15 protein-coding genes are annotated in these 14,161 nt (G+C 67.4%); 2 read left to right on the top strand and 13 right to left on the bottom strand.

From position 1 onward, the window contains the following. Nucleotides 1-39 precede the first annotated feature (39 nt). The 8 genes from AC07U4_RS13930 to AC07U4_RS13895 form a co-directional block, all read right to left on the bottom strand. Nucleotides 40-672, bottom strand: a complete 633-nt coding sequence (locus AC07U4_RS13930) for a F0F1 ATP synthase subunit B family protein (RefSeq protein WP_495179069.1) — start codon at nt 670-672, stop codon at nt 40-42. Next, nucleotides 665-1,159, bottom strand: a complete 495-nt coding sequence (locus tag AC07U4_RS13925) for a F0F1 ATP synthase subunit B family protein (RefSeq protein WP_495195762.1) — start codon at nt 1,157-1,159, stop codon at nt 665-667. Before AC07U4_RS13925 ends, AC07U4_RS13930 begins: the two co-directional genes overlap by 8 nt. Nucleotides 1,160-1,223: 64 nt before the next feature. Next, nucleotides 1,224-1,451, bottom strand: coding sequence for a F0F1 ATP synthase subunit C (locus AC07U4_RS13920; RefSeq protein WP_038662560.1), 228 nt, complete (start codon nt 1,449-1,451; stop codon nt 1,224-1,226). Nucleotides 1,452-1,493: 42 nt separating this feature from the next. Then, nucleotides 1,494-2,285, bottom strand: a complete 792-nt coding sequence (locus tag AC07U4_RS13915; protein WP_495195761.1) for a F0F1 ATP synthase subunit A — start codon at nt 2,283-2,285, stop codon at nt 1,494-1,496. Between the two features lie 36 nt (nt 2,286-2,321). Continuing rightward, nucleotides 2,322-2,648 (bottom strand): AtpZ/AtpI family protein, encoded by a 327-nt coding sequence (locus tag AC07U4_RS13910; protein WP_038662565.1) that lies wholly within the window; start codon nt 2,646-2,648, stop codon nt 2,322-2,324. A 160-nt stretch (nt 2,649-2,808) separates the two neighbouring features. After that, the gene (locus AC07U4_RS13905) at nt 2,809-3,180 is read right to left on the bottom strand and encodes a YdbL family probable chaperone protein (RefSeq protein WP_038662568.1); all 372 of its coding nucleotides are present in this window, start codon (nt 3,178-3,180) and stop codon (nt 2,809-2,811) included. A gap of 1 nt (nt 3,181) precedes the next feature. Continuing rightward, the gene (locus AC07U4_RS13900; RefSeq protein WP_052075609.1) at nt 3,182-3,388 is read right to left on the bottom strand and encodes a YnbE family lipoprotein; all 207 of its coding nucleotides are present in this window, start codon (nt 3,386-3,388) and stop codon (nt 3,182-3,184) included. Nucleotides 3,389-3,405: 17 nt separating this feature from the next. Next, on the bottom strand, nt 3,406-6,555 hold the full coding sequence (locus AC07U4_RS13895; protein ID WP_495195760.1) for an intermembrane phospholipid transport YdbH family protein: 3,150 nt from the start codon (nt 6,553-6,555) through the stop codon (nt 3,406-3,408). A gap of 75 nt (nt 6,556-6,630) precedes the next feature. Here AC07U4_RS13895 and radC point away from each other — a divergent pair, with 75 nt between their 5' ends. Then, nucleotides 6,631-7,323, top strand: a complete 693-nt coding sequence (radC, locus tag AC07U4_RS13890; protein WP_495195759.1) for a RadC family protein — start codon at nt 6,631-6,633, stop codon at nt 7,321-7,323. An 83-nt stretch (nt 7,324-7,406) separates the two neighbouring features. Here the strand turns inward: radC and AC07U4_RS13885 are convergent, their stop codons facing one another. Continuing rightward, on the bottom strand, nt 7,407-7,871 hold the full coding sequence (locus tag AC07U4_RS13885) for an EF-hand domain-containing protein (protein ID WP_495195758.1): 465 nt from the start codon (nt 7,869-7,871) through the stop codon (nt 7,407-7,409). A 213-nt stretch (nt 7,872-8,084) separates the two neighbouring features. On the opposite strand from AC07U4_RS13885, the gene purB reads away from it, so the two are divergent. After that, the gene (gene purB / locus AC07U4_RS13880; protein WP_495195757.1) at nt 8,085-9,395 is read left to right on the top strand and encodes an adenylosuccinate lyase; all 1,311 of its coding nucleotides are present in this window, start codon (nt 8,085-8,087) and stop codon (nt 9,393-9,395) included. A 39-nt stretch (nt 9,396-9,434) separates the two neighbouring features. Here purB and AC07U4_RS13875 read toward each other — a convergent pair whose 3' ends face one another. The 4 genes from AC07U4_RS13875 to dnaK all read right to left on the bottom strand — a co-directional run bounded on the left by AC07U4_RS13875 (nt 9,435) and on the right by dnaK (nt 14,109). Continuing rightward, nucleotides 9,435-9,953, bottom strand: a complete 519-nt coding sequence (locus tag AC07U4_RS13875) for a thioredoxin family protein (protein ID WP_495195756.1) — start codon at nt 9,951-9,953, stop codon at nt 9,435-9,437. Nucleotides 9,954-10,289: 336 nt separating this feature from the next. Then, nucleotides 10,290-10,745 (bottom strand): TM2 domain-containing protein, encoded by a 456-nt coding sequence (locus AC07U4_RS13870; RefSeq protein ID WP_495195755.1) that lies wholly within the window; start codon nt 10,743-10,745, stop codon nt 10,290-10,292. A 201-nt stretch (nt 10,746-10,946) separates the two neighbouring features. Beyond that, nucleotides 10,947-12,068: a molecular chaperone DnaJ gene (gene dnaJ / locus AC07U4_RS13865; protein WP_038662583.1), complete on the bottom strand. Its 1,122-nt coding sequence runs from the start codon at nt 12,066-12,068 to the stop codon at nt 10,947-10,949. Between the two features lie 139 nt (nt 12,069-12,207). Beyond that, nucleotides 12,208-14,109, bottom strand: coding sequence for a molecular chaperone DnaK (gene dnaK, locus AC07U4_RS13860; protein WP_495195754.1), 1,902 nt, complete (start codon nt 14,107-14,109; stop codon nt 12,208-12,210). Nucleotides 14,110-14,161: the final 52 nt, after the last annotated feature.

Genomic DNA, 14,161 nt, shown 5'->3' with positions numbered 1-14,161 from the left:
GTCCCCCTCCCCCGCCAAAGCGAGGGAGGAATTAAAGGATCAATTCACCCGGCTAAGCCCAGCGATCGAGCGATCGATCATCGCCCGGTCCGCCTGCGCGTCGAGCTGCTCGGCGATCAGCACCGCCGCTGCCTTCGACGCCGTCTCCGCGGCCAAAGCACGGACCTCGGCGATCGCGGTCCGCTCGGCGGCGGCGATTTTGTCTTCCGCGCGCTTGGTGCGGCGGGCCATCAGCTCCTCCGCATCATGCTTCGCCTTGGCGATGATCTGATTGGCTTCCTGCTGGGCGTGATGCCGCATCGTCACCGCATCCGCCTCGGCCGCCTTGGCCTTCGCCGCATATTCGTTGCGCAGCACCTCGGCCTCGGCACGCAGCGTCTTGGCCTCGTCGAGCTGCTGGCGAACCGCGGCGATCTGCTTGTCGAGGCTGGCGGCGATCTTCGCCGGCACCTTCACGACCAGCATGCCGATCAGCACGACGAGCGCAGCGATGCCCACCCAGCCGGTGGTGTTGAAGCCCAGCGCGGTCGCCTCGACGGCATGGTCCGCACCCGGCTCGGAAACGTTGGCAGTCAACTGGCTGCCGTCACGGACGTTCTGCGGCTGCATCGCTTCGGCCGATGCCGCATCCGAGAGATTGGCGGCGACGAGATTGCTGGCGGAATTAGCCATGCGCATTGCTCCGGCGCACCGCATCCGCGGCGGCATCGATGCTGACGGTCAGACCCGAAACCTTGGCGACCAGTTCCTGCGCGACATCCGCCGCGACAGACTGGAGGTTGAGCATCGCCTGCGCTTTGGCATTGCCGACCGCGAGGTCGTGATGCGCGAGCCGCTCGGCGAGTTCCGCATCGGCGGACCGGATCTGGCTTTCGGCCGCCTTGGCGGCCTGTGCCTTGGCGGCGGTGGTCTCGGCGAGCGCCGCGGAACGCGCCTCGTCCATCTTCAGGCGCCATGCCGCCTCGACCTGGTCGGCGGCGAGACGGGCCTGTTCGGCCGCGGCAAGGTCAGCCGCGATCTGGCCTTCACGCGCGTCCACGGTCGCGATGACCCGTGGCACCATCATCTTGCCGATCCCGAAATACAGGATGCCAAAGGTGACGAGCAGCCAGAAGATCTGCGAGGCGTAGGTGGCAGCGATCTGCGAAATCTGAGGCATTTAGGACCTTTTGCGCGACCTCGAAGAGTCGCCGGGCGCGCACGCCCGGCGGACACGTCCGATGTTAGGCGACGAAGAGCAGGATGATCATCGTCACGAAGGCGAGCAGGCCGAGCAGTTCGGCGCCCGCGAAACCGATGAACAGACGGCCCTGCTGGCTGTCCGCGGCACCCGGGTTGCGCAGCGCACCCTCGAGGAACTTGGCGAACACGTTGCCCACGCCGAGCGAGGCGAGGCCCATGCCGATCGCGGCCAGACCGGCACCGATCATCTTGGCGGCTTCTGCGTCCATGTCAAAACTCCCGTATCAAATCTAAAGGTTGGAACGAAAAACTCAGTGCAGGTTGACGGCGTCGTTGAGATAGACGCTCGTCAGCAGCGCAAAGACATACGCCTGGATGGCGGCGACCAGCAGCTCGAGCAGCGTGATGCCGATCATCAGCAGGAAGCTGGGCAGCGAGATCAGCAGGCCGTAGCCGGCACCAAGGTTGAGACCGCTGATGACGAACGCGGCGAGCACCTTGAGCAGGATATGCCCCGCGGTCATCGCGACGAACAGTCGCAGACCCAGCGAGAAGGGGCGCACCAGGAAGCTCATCAGCTCGACGACGAAGATCAGCGGGATCATCAGCTTCGGCGTGCCGTGCGGCACGAACAGGCTGAAGAAGTGGAAGCCGTGCTTGCCGAAGCCGACGATCAGCACGATCGCGAAGCTGATCACCGCGAGCACACCGGTGACGGTAAGGTGGCTGGTGATGGTGAACGGATGCCAGCCCGGCACGATGCCGACCGGAGTCAGGCCCCAGATGTTGGCGAAGAGGATGAACATGAACAACGAGAAGACGTAGGGGACAAAACGCTTGCCCTGCGGCCCGATATTCGACGTCAGCATGTTCGAGACGAAGCCGGTGAAGCCCTCGACCGCGGCCTGCCAGCGGCCGGGGACGAGCTCGCGCTTCATTCCGCCGAGCATGAACAGCCACAGGCTGGCGAGCGTGATCACCATCCACAACGCCGAGTTGGTGAACGAGATGTCGTATCCCGCGACGACCCAATGCCGAACGAACAAAGGTTCGATCAGGAACTGGTGCATCGGATCGATCTTGCTGCCCGATTCTGCCGCCACTTGGCCCGTTCGCTCCCTAATACGACAAACGCCCGGTTATTCCGGGCGTTCGCCTGCAATCCGAATGATCTGCCTGAACGCGACGGCGATTCCTAGGAACAGCATCACGATCAGCGCCCATGGGGTCGTGCCAAACCAGCGGTCGATACACCAGCCGATCAGCGCACTGCCGACGAGGCTTCCGATCAGGGCCGCGAGCACGCGATTGCCGAGCGAATATCCCGCATCGGCCGTCGGCGCCCCCTGCCCCGTCCGCAACGCTTCGGCATGCCGGGCTTCCTTCAGCCGCTCGTCGAGCGCGGAAAGCCGCGGATCGTCCGCGCTGGTGAAGTCTCGCCCGGTCTCGTCTTCCGCCACGCGCATACCCTCGCCTGTTAATGCCAGCCGGGGGAGAAAACGCGCGGGGCGAGCGATCCCGCCAAGGCGTGGCCCGTTTAGGTGGGGGGTGCCGGGGTGTCAACCGTCTGGTTCCCCGATGGGTTTGGCGAGACATAAGTCCTCCCCGCCAAGGGGAGGACTTACCTTACTTGCAGCGTGGGTCGAGTTCGGGGGTGCCGGTGTTTTCCTTCCACTGGCCGGACGGCGTCTTGTACATCTCGCCCTGGCCGACCTTCGCCACCAGATTGCAGCCGCTGGTGAAGGCGAATTGCTCCACCGTCGCGCCGCTCGCCTGCGCGCTCGCGGTATAGGCGGCCTTGCGCTTGATGTTGATGTCGCGGACCAGCGCCTGCACCGACGCGCCGCCGCTCACCACGCCGAGATAGCCGTCGGGCTGTTCGCCGACCTGCTTCGCCTCGCGCGCGGCGGCATAGGCCGGGTCGCGCTGCGCCATCGCCATCGTCGACAGCCCCAGCAGGGCCACCGCGCCGGCAACGATCAAAAGCTTCGTCTTCATATCAGAATATCCCAGGATTCTGCTGGATCAGCGACTTCGCCTCGCCATCGAGACGATAGACGACCTCCTGCGTGACGCTGATGTTGAGGTTGATCTCGATCGGCTTGTCGGGCGCCGAGACGTTGATGCAGCCACCAAGCGTCGTCGCCGCCAGACCGATCCCGGCCAGCCCCGTCATGCGTCTCAAGGTCGTGATTCGCTGCTCCATCTTCAATCCTGTTTCGGTCATGGCACGAGTCCGCTTGCGGGGGGCTGAATGGGGGCGCTCTGGCGCTGCTGCTGCTGCCGTTCGAGCAGCGCGGGCAGGTTGCGCTGGATCAGCCGGCTGGGGTCGTAGAAGGACTGCGCCGAATCGAGCAGCCCGCGGAAGGGCGCCTTGATCCGGATGTTGAACACGAACGGCAGCCGCTGCAGCCGGCGGACGAGGAAGTTGCTCTTCGCCCCCTGCCCCTGCGTCACGCCGGCGAAGCGCACCTCGGTCACCATCTCGCCGGCGAGCGGCCCGTTCATGCCGATCGTCAGGTTGCGATAGCGCAGCGATTTCAGCGCCTGGAAGGCGATATTGCCCCACAGCCCCAGATCCTTTTGCGACAGGTCGCCGACATAGGCGAGGCTGCCGCCGCCCGGTCGCACCGCGAGCCGCCCGCCCTCGATCCGGCCGCCCTGCACGTCGAAGATCATCGGCAGTTCGCCGTCGAAGACGCCGGTCGCGGACAGGTTCTTGAAATCGAACTGTTCGAGGAACTGGTCCGCCGCCGCGCCCTGGATGCGGAAGGTCATCCGCCGCGCCGCGGCTTCGGTGAAGTCGAGCGTCGTCGGCAGCAGCGTCATCGTGCCGCCGGCGAACGGCCAGCGGCCGCTGTCGATCCGCACGCGCAGATCGGGGAGCAATTGATAGACGATCGTGCCGTCGGTCACCGCGATGCCGGGATTGACCGTCTTGATCGTCGCCACCTGCGCCGGCGCGCTCGCCAGCCCGAGCAGGTCGGTGAAGCGCAGCGTCGTGCTGATCCCGGTGACCGGGCCGAAGGCGGCGGCGAGATCGGTGTCCTTCGTCGCGAACGTGCCGGTCGAGCCGACGCCGTCGGGGCTCCACGCGATATGGCCATCGCCGGTGACGCTGCCGCGCACGTCGGCAACGACGCCGAAGGTCAGCCGGGTGAGCAATTCGGGCTGGAAGTCCTTGGTGAAGGCGATCCCCGGCACGGTCAGATCGGCGGTGCCGCGGCCGCTCGCCAGCGTATGGCCGATCGCGACATCGGCGACCTTCACGTTCTTCATCGGCTCGTAGAGCGTGCCGCGCGCGGCGATCGCGCCGTTGACAAGGTCGAGCGTGACGTCGCGCACCGCCAGCGTCTTGAAGCGCGGATCGGGCGCGGCATCGTCGACCGTCATCGTCGCCGTCAGCCGCAGCGCGCCGCCGCGCAGCGACCAGTCGCCCGCCGCCGCGCCGAGCAGCAGCGGCACGTTGGCGATCTGGCCCGCGCCGCCGCCGAACGTGCCGGCGACGCCGCCGCCGGCGATCCGGCCGGTCAGTTGCGCGAGATCGATGCGGGTGATGCGTTCAGGACTGCCCAGCCGCGCGGCGACGCTGTCGAGCACGAAGCCGCCGTCGCCAAGCCGCAATTGGGCGCCGCTTGCCGCAACGGTCAGCGGCGTCTGTCCGAGCCGCCCCGCCAGTCGCACCGCCGGCAGCCGTGCGCCGCCGGCCAGTCGTCCATCCGCCAGCGTAACCATCGCGCCGGCGATCGGGCAGAGCGTCGTGCGCAGCGGATCGAGCACCAGCCCCGCCACCGCCAGCCGCTGGATCGCGACCGGGGTACATGCGGGATTGGCGACCAGCGTCCCGCGTCCGTTCCAGCGCAGATCGACCGGCAGCGCCAGGCCATCGACCCGGCCGTCGCCGAGCGGCCCCGACAGCGCGACGCGCGTGGCGATCCGCGTCGCTCCCCCCGGTGTCGCGGTGAAGACGACCGGCGCCAGCGCCAGCCGTGCGCCGCCGGCGGCATAGGGTGCGATCGTCGCGCGGCCGGTGATCGGTGCGCCGACGCGGGCCTGTGCCAGTGCGACCTGCGCGTCGGGCAACCCCCCGCCGGCCATGGCGAGCCGCGTATCGATGCGTAGCCGCGTACCGGGCCAGCCGAAGGTCAGCCCCGCACCGCCAGCGATCCGCAGCCGGGCGCCGCTCGCCGATTGCAGCGACGCGGCGGTGACGCGCGCCTGCCCCGCGCCGCCGCTCTGCCGGACCGCCAGCGCCGCCGACCCGCCGAACCCGTTCGCCGCGCCCCGCACCGCCTGCGACACGGCGGCGATCAGCGGCGCGGCCGGCGTTCCCGCGCCGGTCGTGGCCCCGATGCTCGGCAGCCCATCGGCCGCGATGCGCGCGTCGGCGACGCGGACGGTGCCGGCGAAGGCCTGTACCGCACCGATCCGATAGCGTCCCGCCATCCCCAACGTCCCCGCGGACGCGCCGGCGATCGCCACATTGCTGGCGGTGAGGTCCGCGGTCCCGCCGGTCGCCTGCGCCGCCCCGTCGAAGGTCACGTCGCCGCGCAGCCCGGCGACCCGGGCACCGGCGCCGCGGACCGGCCCGCTCGCCAGCCGCGCGCTGCCGCGCCAGCCGTCCAGCGCCGGCGTCAGCACCACGTCGATATCCGCCCCGCCGCGCCGCACGTCGACGCCGGCGCAGCGCCCGGCGGCGACCTGAACCGGCCCCCGCAATCGCGGCGCACCGGCGATCACCGCGACCCTGAGCGCCGCGCGCAGCCCGTCCGCGCCGCAGTCGCCCTGCGCCAGCCGATCGCTCACCACCGCCGCGGTGCCGGCAAAGCCGCCGTCCAGCCGTCCGCGCCCGGCGATGCGCAGCCCCGCGACGCCGAGCGGCGTCTCCAGCCGCATCCGTGCATCCGCGATGTCGACATCCAGCGCCGGCAGCGCGAAGGCCTTGCCCGACGACGGCGGGATCAATTTGTCGATCTCGCCCAGCGACAGCCGTCCGTCGATCATCCGCCCGCGCAACCGCACGTGTCCGGCGCGCACCGCGTCGAGGCTGGCGCCGCCGAAGCCGATCCGCGTCCGCGTCTCCAGCCAGTCGGCGACGAGATCGGGATCGCGGGGATCGCCGATCACCACGTTGGTCAGCCGCTGCCGCCCGAACCCCAGATCGCGCACGTCGTAGCGCGCGACGACGCCGCGCCTGGCGAGTTCGCCGTCGATGACCCGGCTGGCGATCGGCTTGCGCTCGACCCACAGACCGATCAGCGCGACGAGGACGACGAGCGCCGCGCCGAGCGCGATCCGCCGCCGTCGGCTCCACGACGCGAAGCGGCGTTGCCGCGCGGGCGCATCGTTCAACTCGTCCACGCCCTCGCCCATCGTCGCCCCTCATAGGCGGGGGCGATGCATCCGCGCAATTGCGCCCATGCCGGACCAACGATAGCCTCCGCCGCGATGGCCGCTCCCCCTTCCCCGCCGGGTGACACCGCCGGCCACCGCGAACGGCTGCGCGGGCGGCTGCTCGCCGGTGGCGGCGACGCGTTGCTCGACCATGAGCTGATCGAATATCTGCTGATGCTCGCGATTCCGCGGATCGACACCAAGCCGATCGCCAAGGCGCTGCTGCGCGAGTTCGGCGGTATCGGCGGGCTGCTCGCCGCCGACGTCGAGGCGCTCGGCCGCGTCAGGGGCGTCGGCCCCTCCGCCGCCGCCGCGATCAAGATCGCGCATGGAATCGCGATCCGGCTGCTTCGAGCCGAAGCGACCGACCGCCCGATCCTGAGCAATTGGCAGGCGCTGCTCGATTATTTGCGCGCCGACATGGCGCATCACGGCATCGAGCGGTTCCGCGTCCTCCACCTCAACACGCGCAACATGCTGATCCGCGACGAAATCATGAGCGAGGGCTCGATCGATCAGGCGGCGGTCCAAGTCCGCGAGGTGATCCGCCGCGCGATCGACCTGGGCTCGGCGGCGATCATCCTCGTCCACAACCATCCCTCGGGCGACCCCGCCCCCAGCCGCGCCGACATCGCCATCACCCGCACCATCGCCGACGCCGGCGCGGCGATGGGCATCGTGCTGCACGACCACATCATCATCGGCGTCAACGGCCATGTCAGCCTGAAGGCGCAGGGTCTGATCTGAGACCCTCGCCGGCATGACGAAAAAGGCCGCCGGTTCGCACCGGCGGCCTCGTTCTCGTCATCGGGCCGGTACTGGCGGCACGGTTACGACTGCGCCTTGCTCAAGAAGCCGATCAGTTCGGGTTGCGAAATCGACTGGCTCTTGTCGGTGTCGGCCTGGGCGAAGGCGGCGCTTACCCATTTCTTGGTCACGGCGCTTTCGGCGCTCGCCTTGGGATCGCTCGCCTGCTTCAGCTTGACCATCCAGCTGGCGAATTCCGCCTTTTCGAGCTTGCCGTCCTGATTGGCGTCGTAGGTCGGGAATTCGGTCTGCACCACGGTCGCGACCTGATCGGCGCCCGCTGCGGGCTGCGTCGTCGCCGTCTGCGCGCCGTCGGTTGCAGTCGTCGTATCCGCTGGCGCCGTCGATTGCGGCTGCGCCTCAACAGATCCCGATCCCGGCACAGTTTGTCCCGGTATCGCCTGCGTCGGTGCAGTATTCGTCTGCGTTTGCGCCAGAGCCGGCGCGGAGAGCGTGATCACTCCGGCGAGAAGAGCATATTTCAGCATTATCTGTCTCCCATCGTTCTACATGAAGCATGCGACGATCGACTGTGCCGACCGCGTCGCATACTTGATGTGGGAAATGATTCTGCCGATACAATGGTTCCGGATCGGGAGGTTTGTCCCGGACCGCGCACGCTGCTACTGCGCCGCAGAAATCCGCGAGTCGGGCCGAAATGGCCGCGACGAGCCGTGCTCCCGTCAGGACGAAGGAACACCATGGTCCCCCGTTATTCCCGCCCCGAGATGACCGCGATCTGGACCCCGGAGGCGCGCTTCCGCATCTGGTTCGAGATCGAGGCGCATGCCACCGACGCGCTCGCCGACCTCGGCGTCGTGCCAAAGGAAGCCGCCGAGGCGCTGTGGGCATGGTGGCGCACCGATCCCGCCATCGACGTGCCCGCGATCGACGCGATCGAGGCGGTCACCAAGCATGACGTCATCGCCTTCCTCACCTGGGTGGCGGACAATGTTGGCGATCAGGCGCGCTTCATGCACCAGGGCATGACCTCGTCGGACGTGCTCGACACCTGCCTCGCGGTGCAGCTGGCGCGCGCCGCCGACATCCTGCTCGCCGACCTCGATGCGTTGCTCGCGGTGCTCAAGCGTCGCGCGGTCGAGCACAAGATGACGCCGACGATCGGCCGCAGCCACGGCATCCATGCCGAGCCGGTTACCTTCGGCCTCAAGCTGGCGCAGGCCTATGCCGAGTTCGACCGTTGCAAGACCCGGCTGATCGCGGCACGCGCCGATATCGCCACCTGCGCGATCTCGGGCGCGGTCGGCACCTTCGCCAATATCGATCCGTCGGTGGAGGAGCATGTCGCCGCGAAGCTCGGCCTGTCGGTCGAGCCGGTCTCGACGCAGGTCATCCCGCGCGACCGCCATGCGATGTTCTTCGCCACGCTGGGCGTCATCGCCTCGTCGATCGAGCGGCTCGCCACCGAGGTCCGCCATCTCCAGCGCACCGAAGTGCTCGAGGCGGAGGAATATTTCTCGCCCGGCCAGAAGGGCTCGTCGGCGATGCCGCACAAGCGCAATCCGGTGCTGACCGAGAACCTCACCGGCCTCGCGCGGATGGTGCGCGGCTATGTCACGCCGGCGCTGGAGAATGTAGCGCTGTGGCACGAGCGCGACATCTCGCACTCGTCGGTCGAGCGTTATATCGGCCCCGACGCGACGATCACGCTCGACTTCGCGCTCGCGCGCCTCACCGGCGTGATCGACAAGCTGCTCGTCTACCCTGAGCGGATGGACAAGAATCTCAACAAGATGGGCGGGCTCGTCCATTCGCAGCGCGTGCTGCTCGCGCTCACCCAGGCGGGCGTCAGCCGCGAGGATTCGTATCGCCTCGTCCAGCGCAACGCGATGAAGGTGTGGGAATCGGACGGCCGGCTCTCGCTGCTCGAATTGCTCAAGGCCGATCCCGAGGTCACCGCGGCGCTGTCGCCGGCGCAGCTCGAGGAGAAGTTCGACCTCGGCTATCACCTCAAGCACGTCGACACGATCTTCGCACGCGTGTTCGGGTAAGGCGAAGTCCTCCCCCTTGCGGGGGAGGATTGCATCACCTCACACCCATTGCGCCAGCCAGTCGGCGAGCCCCTGCGGCGATAGCGAGCGCGCATCCGCCAACGCGGTCTCGCGCCCGGCATTGACCAATTTGTCGGTCCGGGGATCGACGATCAGCAGCGCCGGCACGCCGGCCAGCCGTCCCTTGATCCCGTAACGTGCCGGAATGTCGAGGTTCCTGTCGAACCGGCCGATATCCACCGTGACCACTTCGTAATGCCGCGCGACGAAGCCGCGCATCGTCGGCAGCTCCATCACTCCGGCGAGCAACCGGCAGTCGAGACACCAATTGCCGCCGAGATCGATCAGCAGCTTCTTGTGTCCCTTGAGCGCACGCGCCTTGGCCGCGGCGACCGCTGCCTTGGCATCGGCATTGCCGTCATAGGGCAAGGGCAAAGGCTGCGACAATTGCTCGAAGCTCGTCGCTCCCACCCGCGGTGCGGCAACGCGCGCATCGACGGCGGCAGGTAGCGTAAGTGCGGCAATGGCGAGTGCGGCAGCGAAGGATAGACGAGGCATCCGGATCTCCTGACGGAAAGACGGCAGTGTGACCTATCGTGCCGCCGCCTGACAAGCCGGACGGCCCCAAGCAAATGTTGCAGTTGCGTGAAACGCACTTGGGCATGCAAGCAACAATATTGCGATATCAAGCAATTATCGCCATCTCCCGCTTACCGGATATTCCTCCGGTATCGGAGACCTTCCATGCGCATGTTCGAAACCGCAGCCAGCAGCGTGCTGGCGATCGCGGCTCAGGCGCTGGTGGTCGGGGTGATCATTTCAACCCTTTGACCCATCGGCCCGCCCGCCCCCTTGTCCTTATCGGCCGAGAGGGCGCGGCTTGGGGCCGCAGATTCAACGGCGTGCATAACGCGCCGCGAATTCCCGCTCGGGCATGACGAGATAGCGGATCATGTCGATGAATGCCCATGGCGCGGTGACGAGCATTCCGACGACGGTGATCGTCATCACCAACATCACGATCCCCGATCCGGTCCGCCCCAGATAGAAACGGTGGATACCGAGCGTCCCGAGAAAGAAGGCGAGCACCGCCGCGACGATCTTGTTGCGATCGGTCACCGGCTCGCGCGACGCTGGCGGCGGCGGCGCCGTGGCGACACCGCGGGCAGATGGCATCGGAAAGACGCTGAGCGCACGATCGCCTTCGGCCTCGAAATCGACCTGGAGGCCGATCGCCGGTTCGCCGCGCTGCGCCCAATCTTCAGGGGTAAAGCGATAGCGCCGACCGTCGTCGCCGGCGACCAGCCCCTCGCCGGTCCGCTGATCCACCCCCAACACCTGTCCGCGCATGCATGTCCCCCGATCTATGACGCGCGCATCATCCGCATCCGCGGCGTGGGCGCAAGATGGCGTGGGACCAGAGCCGACATCAGACCATCACCCGTCACCCCGGCCTTGCGCCGGGGCCCCGCTTTTGAGGGGGTGAAGGAAGCGGGATGCCGGATCAAGTCCGGCATGACGGATAGGTCGGGCGACCGTATCGGCCCAAAATCACTCCGCCGCGAATACGCCCTTCAATTTGGCGAAGAAGCCCTGACTGTCGGGGCATTCGTCGCCCGTCTCGGTCTCGCGGAATAGTTCGAGCAATTCGCGCTGTCGCACCGATAGTTTCGTCGGCGTCTCGACCTCGATCTGCACGACGAGATCGCCCTGCCCGCGCCCCTGCAACACCGGCATGCCGGCACCGCGCTGGCGCAGTTGCTTGCCCGACTGGATCCCGGCCGGGATCTTGATCTCGTGCGTCCGCCCGTCGAGCCCGGGGATCGACAATGCGCCACCGAGCGCTGCGGTCGTGAAGCTGATCGGCGCGCGCGCGAACAGGGTGGTGCCCTCGCGCTCGAAGATCGGATGCCGCTTGACGTGCAGGAAGATGTACAGGTCGCCCGCCGGCGCGCCGCGCGGCCCCGCCTCGCCCTCGCCGGACAAACGGATGCGCGTGCCTTCGTCCACGCCGGGCGGCACGTTGACGCTCAGCGTCTTGGTCTTCTCGACCCGACCCTCGCCGCGGCAGTCCGGGCAGGGATCGGCGATGATCTCGCCCGCGCCCTGACACACCGGACAGGCACGCTCGACGACGAAGAAGCCCTGCTGCGCGCGCACCTTGCCGTGGCCGTTGCACTGGCGGCAGGTCGAGGCATGCGTCCCGGGCTTGGCGCCCGAGCCGTGGCACGTGTCGCATTGCGCCGAGACGTCGACGGTGATCTCGGTCGCCTTGCCATGGAACGCCTCTTCGAGGCTGACTTCCATGTCGTAGCGCAGATCGGCACCACGGCGCTGCTGCGCCCGGCCACCGCCACGCGCACCGCCCATGAACTCGCCGAACACCGATTCGAAGATGTCGGAGAAGCCGCCGAAGTCCTGCGCGCCGCCACCGCCGCCGCCGTTCTGGAACGCGGCATGACCGTAGCGATCATAGGCCGCGCGCTTCTGCGGGTCCTTCAGGACCTCATAGGCTTCGCTGACCGCCTTGAACTTGGCTTCGCTGTCCTTGCACCCGGCATTCTTGTCCGGGTGATATTTCATCGCGAGCTTGCGATAGGACGACTTGATCGTCGCGCCGTCCGCGCCGCGCTCGCATTCGAGCAATTCGTAATAATCGACTGTGCTGCTCATGATCGCCTCGCCGCCCCCCGGCCGTCACCCCGGCGCATGCCGGGGCCTCCCCGATGACGGGAGCTGCCGGCGCGCAGGCCACCGGCGAAGCATCGCTTCGCCGGGACCGCCGCAGGCATGACGGTGGAGATCATGGATGTTACGCCTTGTGGTCGTCGACTTCCGAGAATTCGGCATCGACCACATCGTCCTTCGGTGCCTCACCGGCACCGCCTTCGGGCGAGGCATCGGCCTGGGCCTGCTTCTCGTAGATCGCCTGGCCGAGCTTCATCGCGACCTGCGCGAGCGCCTGGCTCTTCTCGGTCATCTGATCGGCATCCCCGGTCTCGACCGCCGCCTTGGCGGCGTCGATCGCCGACTGGATCTCGCCCTTCAGCGCCTCGTCGACCTTGTCGCCATTGTCGGCGAGCTGCCGCTCGGTCGTGTGGATCAGCGATTCGGCGTTGTTCTTCGCCTCGGCGCCGGCCCGACGCTTCTTGTCCTCCTCGGCGAACTTCTCCGCGTCGCGGACCATCTGCTCGATGTCGTTGTCCGACAGACCACCAGATGCCTGGATGCGGATCTGCTGCTCCTTGCCCGTGCCCTTGTCCTTGGCCGAGACGTTGACGATGCCGTTGGCGTCGATGTCGAACGTGACCTCGATCTGCGGCACGCCGCGCGGCGCCGGCGGGATGCCGACCAGATCGAACTGGCCGAGCAGCTTGTTGTCCGCCGCCATCTCGCGCTCGCCCTGGAACACGCGGATCGTCACCGCGCCCTGGTTGTCGTCAGCGGTCGAATAGGTCTGCGACTTCTTGGTCGGGATCGTCGTGTTGCGGTCGATCATCCGGGTAAACACGCCACCCAGCGTCTCGATGCCGAGCGACAGCGGCGTCACGTCGAGCAGCAGCACGTCCTTGACGTCACCCTGCAGCACGCCCGCCTGGATCGCGGCGCCCATCGCGACGACCTCGTCCGGGTTGACGCCGGTGTGCGGCTCCTTGCCGAAGAAGTTCTTCACCGCCTCGCGGACCTTCGGCATGCGCGTCATGCCGCCGACGAGGACGACCTCGCTGATGTCGTCGGTCTTCACGCCGGCATCGGCGAGCGCCTTCTTCATCGGCTCGATCGTCCGCTTGATCAGGTCGTCGACGAGACGCTCCAGATCGGCGCGGCTGATCGTCTTGACGAGATGCTTCGGGCCGTTCTGGTCGGCGGTGATGAACGGCAGGTTCACCTCGGTCGAGGCTGCCGACGACAGCTCGATCTTCGCCTTCTCGGCGGCTTCCTTCAGACGCTGGAGCGCCAGCTTGTCCTTGGCGAGGTCGATGCCCTCGTCCTTCTTGAAGCCTTCGGCGAGATATTCGACCAGCTTGTTGTCGAAATCCTCACCGCCGAGGAAGGTGTCACCGTTGGTCGCCTTCACCTCGAACACGCCGTCGCCGATCTCGAGGATCGAGACGTCGAACGTGCCGCCGCCGAGATCGTAGACCGCGATCGTCTTGCCGTCCTGCTTCTCGAGGCCGTAGGCGAGCGCCGCCGCGGTCGGCTCGTTGATGATGCGCAGCACCTCGAGGCCGGCGATCTGGCCGGCGTCCTTGGTCGCCTGACGCTGCGCGTCGTTGAAATAGGCCGGAACCGTGATGACCGCCTGCGTCACCGTCTCGCCGAGATAGCTCTCGGCGGTTTCCTTCATCTTCTGCAGCGTGAAGGCGCTGATCTGCGACGGCGAATAATCCTTGCCGCCGGCCTGCACCCATGCGTCGCCGTTCTGGCCGCGCACGATGTGGTACGGAACCAGCTCGGTGTCCTTCTTGGTGATCGGATCGTCGAACCGGCGGCCGATCAGGCGCTTCACCGCGAAGATCGTGTTGTCGCCGTTGGTGACGGCCTGACGCTTCGCCGGCTGGCCGACCAGCCGCTCGCCGTCCTTGGCGAAGGCGACGATCGACGGCGTGGTGCGCGCGCCTTCCGCATTCTCGATCACCTTGGGCTTGCCGCCCTCCATCACTGCGACGCAGCTGTTGGTCGTGCCGAGGTCGATACCGATTACTTTAGCCATGTGTGCTTACTGAGCCCCTCACATACGAAACGATGGCAAAATTCATTGCCGG

The sequence above is a fragment of the Sphingomonas sp. GW821-FHT02B09 genome (assembly GCF_059421875.1).
The sequence above is the reverse complement of the archived record's forward strand: the minus strand, read 5'-3'. Positions and strand labels throughout refer to the sequence as shown.